General features: G+C 56.5%; 12 protein-coding genes and 1 riboswitch. Of the genes, 7 read left to right on the top strand and 5 right to left on the bottom strand.

What is annotated here, in order from left to right; genetic code table 11:
* Positions 1-86: 86 nt before the first annotated feature.
* The 4 genes from ribE to ribD are packed head-to-tail and all read right to left on the bottom strand — an operon-like array spanning position 87 to position 3,549.
* Positions 87-548, bottom strand: a complete 462-nt coding sequence (gene ribE, locus ABGT74_RS05510) for a 6,7-dimethyl-8-ribityllumazine synthase (RefSeq protein WP_297283648.1) — start codon at positions 546-548, stop codon at positions 87-89.
* 30 nt (positions 549-578) lie between these two features.
* The gene (locus tag ABGT74_RS05505; RefSeq protein ID WP_346704797.1) at positions 579-1,787 is read right to left on the bottom strand and encodes a bifunctional 3,4-dihydroxy-2-butanone-4-phosphate synthase/GTP cyclohydrolase II; all 1,209 of its coding nucleotides are present in this window, start codon (positions 1,785-1,787) and stop codon (positions 579-581) included.
* 21 nt (positions 1,788-1,808) lie between these two features.
* The gene (locus ABGT74_RS05500; RefSeq protein WP_346704796.1) at positions 1,809-2,462 is read right to left on the bottom strand and encodes a riboflavin synthase; all 654 of its coding nucleotides are present in this window, start codon (positions 2,460-2,462) and stop codon (positions 1,809-1,811) included.
* A gap of 1 nt (position 2,463) precedes the next feature.
* Positions 2,464-3,549, bottom strand: coding sequence for a bifunctional diaminohydroxyphosphoribosylaminopyrimidine deaminase/5-amino-6-(5-phosphoribosylamino)uracil reductase RibD (ribD, locus tag ABGT74_RS05495; protein ID WP_346704795.1), 1,086 nt, complete (start codon positions 3,547-3,549; stop codon positions 2,464-2,466).
* 162 nt (positions 3,550-3,711) lie between these two features.
* Positions 3,712-3,841, bottom strand: a riboswitch (FMN riboswitch).
* 338 nt (positions 3,842-4,179) lie between these two features.
* Here ribD and lepA point away from each other — a divergent pair.
* From lepA to ABGT74_RS05460, 7 genes are all read left to right on the top strand, one after another.
* On the top strand, positions 4,180-5,991 hold the full coding sequence (gene lepA / locus ABGT74_RS05490; RefSeq protein ID WP_346704794.1) for a translation elongation factor 4: 1,812 nt from the start codon (positions 4,180-4,182) through the stop codon (positions 5,989-5,991).
* Positions 5,988-7,160, top strand: a complete 1,173-nt coding sequence (gene hemW, locus ABGT74_RS05485) for a radical SAM family heme chaperone HemW (protein WP_346704793.1) — start codon at positions 5,988-5,990, stop codon at positions 7,158-7,160. The genes lepA and hemW overlap by 4 nt, the downstream gene beginning before the upstream one ends.
* Positions 7,161-7,214: 54 nt before the next feature.
* Entirely contained in the window at positions 7,215-7,484 is a 270-nt protein-coding gene (locus ABGT74_RS05480; RefSeq protein WP_297283771.1) for an ACT domain-containing protein, read from the top strand.
* Positions 7,485-7,500: 16 nt separating this feature from the next.
* Positions 7,501-8,859, top strand: a complete 1,359-nt coding sequence (locus ABGT74_RS05475) for a PFL family protein (RefSeq protein WP_297283773.1) — start codon at positions 7,501-7,503, stop codon at positions 8,857-8,859.
* Between the two features lie 131 nt (positions 8,860-8,990).
* Positions 8,991-9,830 (top strand): sigma-E processing peptidase SpoIIGA, encoded by an 840-nt coding sequence (locus ABGT74_RS05470; protein ID WP_346704792.1) that lies wholly within the window; start codon positions 8,991-8,993, stop codon positions 9,828-9,830.
* A 14-nt stretch (positions 9,831-9,844) separates the two neighbouring features.
* Positions 9,845-10,546, top strand: coding sequence for an RNA polymerase sporulation sigma factor SigE (gene sigE, locus ABGT74_RS05465; protein WP_297283769.1), 702 nt, complete (start codon positions 9,845-9,847; stop codon positions 10,544-10,546).
* 72 nt (positions 10,547-10,618) lie between these two features.
* Positions 10,619-11,110 carry a GNAT family N-acetyltransferase gene (locus tag ABGT74_RS05460; RefSeq protein WP_346704791.1) on the top strand — a complete coding sequence of 164 codons (492 nt, stop codon included), beginning with the start codon at positions 10,619-10,621 and terminating at the stop codon, positions 11,108-11,110.
* Here ABGT74_RS05460 and ABGT74_RS05455 read toward each other — a convergent pair.
* Positions 11,098-11,335: hypothetical protein (locus tag ABGT74_RS05455; RefSeq protein ID WP_346704790.1), on the bottom strand; the 238-nt coding region annotated here is incomplete at its 5' end. The genes ABGT74_RS05460 and ABGT74_RS05455 overlap by 13 nt on opposite strands.

Here is an 11,335-nt window from a genome sequence, read left to right as displayed (position 1 = left end):
AGGCTATCCTTTTTACATCATATATGCTAAAAATCTGGGCTGAAAATATCAACTTTCAGCCCAGATTTCTTTTGGTCAACAGGTCCTTAAAGCTGCGGCATCAAATTGGCAAGCTCAAGCGCAGCAAGGGCAGCATCCGCACCCTTGTTGCCAGCCTTGGTGCCGGCGCGCTCGATGGCCTGTTCAATGTTCTCCGTGGTCAGCACGCCGAACGTAGTCGGAACGCCGGTTTGCAGGTTGACCTGCGCCACGCCCTTGGAAACCTCATTGCAGACATAGTCATAGTGCGAGGTCGAGCCGCGGATCACCGCACCGAGGCAGAGAACGGCGCAATACTTGCCCGACTGCGCGAGCTTGAGCGCTGCAAGCGGGATCTCAAACGCGCCCGGCACCCAGACGAGCGTGATATCGTCCGTGTCGACACCGTGGCGCACGAGTGTGTCCTCTGCACCCGAGATCAGCTTGGAAACGATGAACTCATTAAAGCGCGACGCAACGATGGCAAATTTCCCCTGACCGGCAACCAGTTTTCCTTCGAGTACTTTCATTTTATGTTCCTCCCATGTTGATAGATTTGTTTACAGTACATGCTTGAACAGATGGCCCATTTTGATCTGCTTGGTGCGCAGATAAAAGGCATCATCCTCCTGCGGCGCGATCTCGATCGGAACGCGCTCGACGATTTCCACACCGAAGCCGTCCAAACCATAAATTTTTTCCGGATTATTGGTCAAAAGGCGCAGCTCCTTTGCGCCGAGGTCCTGCAAAATCTGTGCGCCGATCCAGTATTCGCGAAGGTCGGGGGCAAAGCCCAGCTTGACGTTGGCTTCAACCGTATCCAAGCCTTGTTCCTGCAACTCATATGCTTTGAGCTTGTTAATCAGACCAATACCGCGGCCTTCCTGCCGCATGTAAAGCAGCACGCCGCGGCCTTCACGCTCGATCTGCTGCATGGCGGCTGCGAGCTGCTGGCCGCAGTCGCAGCGGCGCGAACCGAATACGTCGCCGGTCAGACATTCGGAATGTACGCGGCACAGCAGGTTTTTGCCGTCTCCAATATCGCCTTTGACCAGTGCGACATGATGTTCGCCAGTCAGGTCGTTGATGTAGCCGTAGATTTGGAATTCACCAAAGCGGGTGGGCAGCTTGGCGCATGCCTCGCGCACAACGTGTTTGTCATGGCGGCGGCAGTAGTCCTGTAAATCTTTGATCGTGATCGCTTTTAGGCCCCACTCTTTGGCGTGTTCGAGCAGCTCGGTCGTGCGCATCATCGTGCCGTCGTCGCGCATGATCTCGCAGCACAGACCACACTCTTCCAGTCCGGCTAGGCGGCACAGGTCAACGGTCGCCTCGGTGTGACCGTTGCGGGTGAGCACGCCGCCGCGGCGTGCAATCAGCGGGAACACATGGCCGGGGCGGCGCAGATCGGTGGGCTTGGTGTTCGGGTCAGCGCACATGCGGCAGGTGTAGCCGCGCTCCTCGGCAGAAATGCCGGTGGTGGTATTGACGTGGTCGACCGACACCGTGAATGCGGTCTGATGGTTGTCGGTGTTGACCTTGACCATCTGCTCAAGGCCGAGCTGCTGGGCGACCGCTTCGCTCATCGGCGTGCAAATCAGCCCCTTGGCGTGGACTGCCATAAAGTTGACATTTTCAGTCGTGGCGAACTGGGCGGCGCAAATCATATCGCCTTCGTTTTCACGGTCGGGGTCGTCGATTGTAACGATGATGTGGCCGGCGCGCAGCTCCTCCAGCGCCTCTTCGACCGTGCAGTATTGCTGTTCCATATGGATCGTCCTCCTTGATGCTTAAAACCCGTTTTGGGCTAAAAATTCCATGGTGATGCCGCTTGCGGCTGGCTTTTCAACAGCTGCATACGGTGTAAGCAGCTTTTCAACATATTTTCCGATTACGTCGCATTCCAGATTGACTGTCTCGCCCGGCTTTTTGCCGAGCAGGATGGTCTGCGCACCCGTGTGCGGGATGATCGAAACGGCAAAGCTGGTTTCGTCCACCGCCGCGACCGTTAGGCTGACGCCGTCAATGGCGATCGAGCCTTTCTCCACGATGTACCGCAGCAGGGAAGCAGGGGTGCGCACGGTCACCCAGACCGCGTTGTCCTCGCGCTTTTGGGATGAAACTGTGCCTGTGCCGTCGATGTGACCGGAAACAATATGACCGCCGAATCGGCCGTTTGCAGGCATGGCGCGCTCGAGGTTGACCGGAGAGCCGCTTTGCAGTGCGCCCAAACTCGAGCGCCGCAGCGATTCCGCCATGACGTCGGCCGAGAAACTGTCTGCTGTCATGGAAACAACGGTCAGACATACACCGTTGGTTGCAATGCTGTCGCCGAGTTTGGTGCCTTCCAGCACGGTTTTCGCGCCGATCGTCAGCCGTGCACCCGCCGCGCCGCGTTCGATGCGGCGCACGGTGCCGATCTCTTCAATGATGCCGGTAAACATTTCACAGCACCCCCTCGATGAGAAAATCCTCGCCCAGTGGCGTAACAGTAACATTTTTCAACGCTGCCGCATCTGCCATGCGGGTAAAGCCCACGCCGCCGAGCGGTGTTTTAGCGGTGCTGCCGCCGATCAGCTTGGGTGCGATGTACGCCTGCACCTTGTGTACAATGCCTGTTTCAAGTGCCGCGAATGCCAGTTCCGCTCCGCCTTCGAGCAGAATACTGTCCAGTCCATGTGCGCCAAGTTGATGCATCAGATCGTTTAGGTTCACCTTGCCGTTTTGTGCTTGGCACAATACCAGATGCGCGCCCGCTTTTTTGAGTGCCGCGGCGTGCTCATTCCATTCGGTCACGGCGATGACGGTATCGATTTCCCGCGCGGTGCGGATGAGCTGACAGTCCAGAGGTGTGCGCGCGTGGCTGTCGCAGATGATGCGGTACGGGTTGCGTCCGCCTTCAATACGGCAGGTGAGCAGCGGATCGTCGGCCAGCACAGTACCCACGCCGACCATGATGCCGGACAGGTGAGCGCGTGTTTCGTGCACATGACGGCGGGCGGCTTCACTCGTCACCCAGCGGCTGTCTCCGGACGCGGTGGTAATCTTGCCGTCCAGCGTCATGGCATATTTGAGCACGACGTAGGGTGTCTTATTTGTGATGTAGTGAAAAAACACTGCGTTGAGCTGACGGCATTCGTCCTCGCAAATGCCAGTCTCGACCGGGATGCCCGCGCTCCGTAAAATTTCCGCGCCCTTGCCAGCGACCAGCGGGTTTGCATCCAGACAGCCGACGAACACGCGCCCGATGTGGTGTTCGATAATGGCATCCGTGCAGGGCGGGGTACGCCCCCAGTGGCAGCACGGCTCGAGTGTGACGTATAAATCTGCGCCCGCCGGGTTTTCGGTGCAGCTTTTCAGTGCATTTCGCTCGGCATGCAGGCCGCCGCAGTATTCGTGCCAGCCCTCGCCGATGATGCGTCCGTCTTTGACGATCACGCAGCCGACCATCGGATTGGGGCTGACATGTCCTGCACCGCGTGCGGCTAGTTCAAGCGCGCGGCGCATGTAAATTTCTTTTTGGTTTTGCAACCGGATCACCTCGCCAGAACAGCATTTCTAAGGCTGTGAGATAAAAAACGCCCCGAAAGCAGATGCTTCGGGGCGTATAGACGCAGAAAATAAAAAATCTGAAACACAATCATGCGTTTCAGAACAGCAAATAAACGGAAACGGAGGTTGATCCACTTTCCGCACATTCTTCTTTCATCCAGACTATACTGTCGGCCTCGGAATTTCACCGAATCATGCATTCGTTCGAAAAAAGCGTCCGCTCGCGGGCTGTACCGCCGGTAGGGAATTGCACCCTGCCCTGAAGAATCCTGATATTCGGTTTTAGCACAGCAGTCTACTGCTTTGCTGAACACAGTATATACCCGTCTGAAGGAGAATGCAAGTACTTTGTGAAAAAATATGCAGAGGCGACCTTGGCCGCCTCCGCATTTGGGAAGAGTATAAGAAAAGAGAAAAGAAGATGGCTTAATGACAATACAATCATAGCGCAGTCGCATCAAATCCGAAGCAAAACCAAATCAAATTTGTGCAAAAAACAGAACAAGGGCAGGGGAGAGGGTAAACCGGAAAAGAACGCTTGTGAGACGGACGGGAACGTGTTATAATATTTCCATATTGCTATTACGGAACAGATAAGGAGCTTTCGGGGTGAAAAATCGCGAGCAAATTCGTAATTTCTCCATTATTGCGCATATCGACCACGGCAAGTCCACGCTGGCTGACCGCCTGCTGGAACAGTGCAAGGCAGTGTCCCAGCGCGAGATGGAGGAACAGTTACTCGACAATATGGATCTGGAGCGCGAACGCGGCATCACGATCAAGGCGCGTGCGGTGCGCATGGAATATGAGGCGGACGACGGCAAAACCTATGAGATGAACCTGATTGACACGCCGGGCCATGTGGACTTCAACTATGAGGTATCCCGCTCGCTGGCTGCGTGCGAGGGTGCGCTGTTGGTCGTGGATGCGGCGCAGGGCATTGAGGCGCAGACGCTGGGCAACACCTATTTGGCGATCGACGCAGGGCTTGAGGTAGTGCCGGTTATCAACAAGATCGACCTGCCTGCAGCAGACGCGCCGCGTGTCAAAAAGGAGATCGAGGATATCATCGGCATTCCGGCGGAGGACAGCCCGGAAATCTCCGCGAAAATGAATCTTAACATCCATGCGGTGCTCGAGCGCATCGTGTCCGACATCCCTGCGCCGACGGGCGACCCGGATGCGCCGCTGCGCGCGCTGATTTTTGACAGCCAGTATGACCCCTATAAGGGCGTTATCGTTTATATGCGCTTGATGGACGGCACGATCCGTCCGGGCATGAAGGTCAAAATGATGGCGACCGGCGCGGTGTTTCAGGTGCTCGAATGTGGTCATCTGCTGCCGCTTGGCCTGTCCCCGCAGCAGGAGCTGTGTGCAGGTGAGGTTGGTTACTTCACCGCGTCCATCAAGACCGTGTCCGATACCCGCGTAGGCGATACGGTTACCGAGGCCGACCGCCCGACGGCGGAAGCCCTGCCGGGCTATCGTCCCGCGCGGCCGATGGTGTTCTGCGGTATCTACACCGAGGATGGTTCCAAATACCCCGATCTGCGTGATGCGCTGAAGAAATTGCAGCTCAATGACGCGGCGCTGTCGTTTGAACCGGAAAGCTCAGTGGCACTGGGCTTTGGCTTCCGCTGCGGTTTCCTTGGCATGCTGCACATGGAGGTCATTCAGGAGCGCCTTGAGCGCGAGTTCGACCTTGATCTGGTCACGACGCTGCCGAGCGTGGTGTATGAGATCGTCAAGACTGACGGCACGATTGTTCAGTGCGATAACCCGCACGACTATCCCGATCCGGCAGTCATTGACGAGGCGCGTGAGCCGTTTGTCAAGGCAACCATTATGACCCCGCAGGAATATGTCGGCAACATCATGCCGATGTGTCAGGAGCGGCGCGGCGTGTTCAAGGATATGCAGTATCTGGACGCCAATCTGGTGGAACTGCACTATGAAATGCCGATCAACGAGATTATTTACGACTTTTTTGACGCGCTCAAGGCGCGTACTCGCGGCTATGCTTCGCTCGACTATGAATTCCTTGACTACCGTCCGAGCGACTTGGTCAAGGTGGATATGCTGCTCAACGGCGATCAGGTAGACGCATTGTCGTTCATCGTGCACCGTGAGAAGGCATATGGCCGTGCCCGCCGCATCTGCGAAAAGCTCAAGGAAAATATTCCGCGCCAGCTGTTCGAGGTGCCGGTACAGGCTGCCATCGGCGGCAAGGTCATCGCACGCGAGACGGTCAAGGCGATGCGCAAGGACGTTCTGGCCAAGTGCTACGGCGGCGATATCACGCGTAAGAAGAAGTTGCTGGAAAAGCAGACGGAAGGCAAGAAGAAGATGCGTTCGCTCGGCACGGTACAGATCCCGACCGAAGCGTTCATGGCAGTTTTGAAGCTGGATGAGGAATCATGAGTAAATTCAGTTATAACAATCGGCCGCTTGGGCTGTATCTGCATATTCCGTTCTGTGTAAAAAAGTGCGCCTATTGTGACTTTTACTCGGTGACCGAGACGGATCTGATGAAAAATTATGTTTCGGCGCTGCTGATGCATATCCGCGAATATGGCAGGACGTGCAGCGGCTATACGGTGGACACTGTCTATATCGGCGGCGGCACGCCGACCTGCTTGGGGCCGAAATATCTCGGTCGTATCTTGCAGGAGGTGCGGAATAAGTTCCCGCTTGCAGATGACGCGGAGATCACGGTCGAGTGCAATCCGGAAAGCACGGACAAAAAAGTGCTCGAAATGATGAAGAAGCAGGGCGTCAACCGCCTGTCCTTTGGGGTGCAGTCCGCGCAGGAGGACGAGCTGAAACGCATCGGCCGTATTCATTCGTTTGCGGAGGCTAAGGCTGCGGTCGATCTGGCGCGCGAAAAGGGCTTTGACAACATCAGCCTTGATCTGATGTACGGTCTGCCGGGCCAGACGCAGGAAAAATTCCTCGACTCGGTCGAGCAGTGTCTGGCGCTCGGGCCGAAGCATTTGTCGTGTTACGGCCTGAAGCTCGAGCCAGCCACCCCGATGGGGCGGGAAAATCCCGTCTTGCCGGATGACGACGCGCAGGCGGATACCTACCTTGCCATGTGCGAGCTGCTGCGCAAGAACGGGTTTGAGCATTATGAGATTTCGAATTTTGCAAAGCCGGGTTTTCGTTCGCGGCATAATTCTAAGTACTGGGATCTGTCCGAGTATCTGGGTCTCGGCCCGGGAGCGCACTCATTTATAAACGGCCGCCGGTTCGAGTTTGCAAGGGATATCAAGGCATACATAAACGGTGAGGATATCCTGCGGGATGAGGACGAGGTGCCGACCTTCCAGCGGCAGGGCGAATATCTGATGGTGCGCCTGCGCACAGCGGAAGGCGTGGACTTCATTGATCTGGAAAAACGCTACAATGTTGATTCGACACCCTATGAAGAAGCCTTCCGCAGTCTGATGGGCAACGAATTGGTTGCGCATCAGGGTACACGTTGGTATCTGACGGAAAAGGGCTTTCTGGTGTCCAACAGCATTATCAATACCATCGTTGAAGCGGGGCAGGAGCAAATGGAGTCGCCCGCGCTGCCGGTGTTCCAATAAAATACCGGCTGATTTTTGTTATTCCAAAAATATATATAAATCGGAGGAGAAAATATGCGCGCAGTTATCACGGTGGTCGGCAAGGACCGTACCGGCATCATTGCTAAGATCTCGGAGACGCTTTATCAGCATGGGGTCAATATCGTTGATATTTCGCAGAACGTCATGGAGGATATGTTCGCCATGGTCATGCTGGTCAATATCGACAAGTGCACGGTGGACTTTACCCAGCTGGCTGACCTGCTGGACAAGGACGGTGAAGCGCTCGGCATGAAGATCCACACCATGCACGAGGATATCTTCGACGCCATGCACAAGATTTGAGGTGCCGGCTATGTCAATGATCAACACCAAGGACATTCTGGAAACCATCAAAATGATCGAGGAGGAGCACCTCGATATTCGCACGATCACCATGGGCATTTCGCTGCGCGATCTGGCGAGCGACGATATCAACGTGCTTGCCGACAAGGTCTATGACAAGGTCACCCGCCGCGCGGAAAAGCTGGTTTCGACCGGCGAACAGATCGAGCGCGAGCTCGGTATCCCGATCATCAATAAGCGTATTTCTGTCACGCCAATCGCCATGATTGGTGCGGTGACCAATGCAAACAGCTATGTGCCGCTTGCCAAGGCGCTAGACCGTGCGGCAAGTGCAACCGGCGTCAATTTCGTTGGCGGCTTTTCTGCACTGGTGCAGAAGGGCTTTGCCAAGGGTGACGAAATCCTGATCAATTCCATTCCCGAGGCACTGGCAGAGACCAATCTGGTTTGCTCCTCGGTCAATGTTGCGTCCACCAAGGCGGGTGTCAATCTGGATGCCATCGGCCTGATGGGGCGTATCATCAAGCAGACAGCAGAACTGACGAAGGACAATGATTCGATGGGCTGCTCCAAGCTCGTTGTATTTGCCAATGCAGTCGATGATAACCCGTTCATGGCGGGCGCGTTCCACGGCATCGGGGAGCCGGAGACCGTCATCAACGTCGGCGTTTCCGGTCCGGGCGTGGTGCAGTCTGCCATCCGTCGTGCGGGCGATTGCCCGATCAATGAGGTGGCTGAGGTCATCAAAAAGACCGCGTTCAAGATCACTCGTATGGGCCAGCTCGTTGGCGCAATCGCAAGCGAGCGTCTGGGCGTGCCGTTCGGTATTGTTGACCTGTCGCTTGCGCCGACGCCGGCAATCGGTGACTCGGTCGCGCGCATTCTGGAGGAAGTCGGTCTGGAGGTCTGCGGCAGCTGCGGCACGACTGCAATTCTCGCTATGCTCAACGACGCGGTCAAGAAGGGTGGCGTCATGGCATCCTCGTCGGTCGGTGGTCTGTCTGGTGCGTTCATCCCGGTTTCCGAGGACGAGGGCATGATCGCGGCGGCGGCTTCGGGTGCGCTCACGCTCGAGAAGCTCGAAGCGATGACGGCCGTCTGCTCGGTCGGTATCGACATGGTTGCGGTGCCGGGCGACACCTCAGCGGAAGTAATCTCCGGCCTGATCGCGGACGAAATCGCTATCGGCGTGGTCAACTCCAAGACGACCGCTGTGCGTGTTATTCCTGCCATTGGCAAGAAGGTGGGCGATATGGTCGAATTCGGCGGTCTGCTGGGTTCGGCTCCCATTATGCCGATTGCAACCGGTTCCCCCGCAAAGTTTATCCATCGAGGCGGCCGCATTCCGGCCCCGATCCAGAGCCTCAAGAACTAAATACTGCTTGTTTGTGCAAGCCGCACACCGGACGAAGCCGGTGTGCGGCTTTTTTGTGCCCTTTGCGCGGTGCGCATTCGGCAAATATTGTGCGCATACTGTGATAAGATGAAGGACGGCGGAGGTGGTCTATGGTTGTATATCTGGATGTGCTGTTCGCGGTCAATGTGCTGATGGATGGCGTGAGCCTGTTCGCGGCGGCGGCGCTGGGCGGTGTGCGTGTCGGACGTGTTCGGCTGCTGCTGGCATCGGTGTTGGGCGGCGGATATGCGGTGCTGGCGGCGGTGGTGCCGCTGTTGGCGGCGCTGCCGCTGCGCGTAGTTGTGGGTGTTGGGCTGTGTGCTGTTGCGTTTGGCGGAAAGCCGGCCTTCGGACGGGTGTGCGCACTGTATTTTGTCGTCGCGGCATCCTTTGTGGGATTGGCGATGGCGCTGGGTGCAGTAACAGGCCGCACGCTGCTGTTTGGCGCAGGATATTACATTGCTGTACCGTTTCGGTTTCTGCTGCTTGCCGCAGCGGCGGGTTACGCATTCAGCGGGATTTTGCTGCGCGGGGATGCGCTGCACGGTCCGCTGCGCCGCGAGGTGGAACGGCTGACCATCTGCTTTGACGGACGGGAACGCGAGGTGCGCCTGCTGCACGACACGGGAAACGGTCTGGTCGAGCCGATATCCGGTCGTCCGGTGCTGGTGCTGGGACGCGAGGCTGTGGATTGCCTGCTGGGGAAGGAAATCCGTGATGCGTGCATGGGCAAAAAGGATGCTGCTGCTTGTCTGGGTGCGCTGCCGCCGGAAACCGCGAGTCGGTTCGGGCTGCTGCCGTACCGGGCGGTCGGGGTGGATAGTGGGCTGCTGCTGTATTTCCGACCGGATAAGGTACAGCGTGCAGATGGCACGGCGCTCGACTGTGTTTGCGCCATCGGACCGGACAGCATTGGTCAGGGAGCGTATGATGGGCTGATTGGGGTTTGAAAGGAAGAATACATATGGTACTGAAATGGATCATGCGGTTGTTTGCGCGGCTGTGGAAACGGCGCTCGGTTTATTATATCGGCGGCAGTGAGGTGCTGCCGCCGCCGCTCTCACCGGAGGAAGAGCAGGCAACGGTTGAGGCCTGTCAGGCGGGGGATGAGCAGGCACGCAACAAGCTGATTGAGCATAACCTGCGGCTGGTGGTGTTTCTCGCACGCAAATTTGAGTCCGCGGCGGTGAGCACGGAGGATTTGATCTCGATCGGAACGATTGGATTGATCAAAGCGGTTGGCACCTATCGCAGCGACAAAAATGTAAAGCTGGCGACCTATGCTTCGCGCTGTATTGAAAACGAAATCCTGATGCATCTGCGCAAGCTGGCGGGACGGCGCACTGAGGTCTCGTTTGACGAGCCGCTATCCTCGGATTGGGACGGAAATGAGCTACTGCTCAGCGATATCCTCGGCACGGAGCCGGACAGCGTCATGCGGCCAATCGAGGACGATGTCGATCGCATGCTGGTGCATCACGCGCTGGAACGGCTGCCCGCGCGCGAGCGGCAGATCATTTCGCTACGCTTTGGACTGGGACTTCCGGAGTCCATGACGCAGAAGGAGGTGGCGGAGTTGCTGGGCATTTCGCAGAGCTACATATCCAGATTGGAAAAGCGGATCATTGCACGCATGCGCAAAGACATTCTGAAAAACTTTGCATAGGCGGGGGCGCTTGCATGCACGGATAAAATGCGGTACAATAGTACCGCAAAAATGAGTGGGAGCGTGTGTGTCATGCAGGTGGAAATCAGACAGTATGCGCAGCAGGATGCCGGAGAGGCGGCTGCGGTTTGGAATGAAGTGGTAGAGGACGGCGTTGCGTTTCCGCAAACCGAGCTGCTGGATGTGCAAAGCGGCCATGCATTCTTTTCTGCGCAGTCGTTTACCGGCATCGCGTATGATGCGGAAAACGACGAAATCGTCGGATTGTATATCCTGCATCCGAACAACGTCGGTCGATGCGGGCATATCTGCAACGCAAGCTATGCGGTCAAAGGAAGTCTGCGCGGGCAGCATATCGGAGAAAAACTGGTGCTGCACTGTATGAGTAAGGCGAAGGAACTGGGATTTGGCATTTTGCAGTTTAATGCCGTGGTCAAAAGCAATGAGCCTGCGCTGCGGCTGTACAAAAAGCTGGGCTTTCAGCAGTTGGGCGTGATTCCGGGCGGCTTCCGCATGAAGGATGGCACGTTTGAGGATATCATCCCGCATTATCATTTGCTGTAAGATACGCTATAAAGCACATAAACAGGAAAAAGTGTGTCGAAGCATGGCGTTCGGCAAAATATTTCGTCGGTATATTCGGTCCGTCCGCAGGGGAAAATCCTGATAGACGCACATCGGATGTGCAGGACGGGAGGGACTTTTTCCATGCAAACCAAAGTAGAGATTTGCGGGGTGAATACATCGGGACTGCCGACGTTGTCGGCGGCAAAAACGGATGAATTGCTG

Source organism: uncultured Agathobaculum sp. (assembly GCF_963927765.1).
GTDB lineage: Bacteria > Bacillota > Clostridia > Oscillospirales > Butyricicoccaceae > Agathobaculum.
This window is presented reverse-complemented; position numbering and strand designations above follow the sequence as displayed.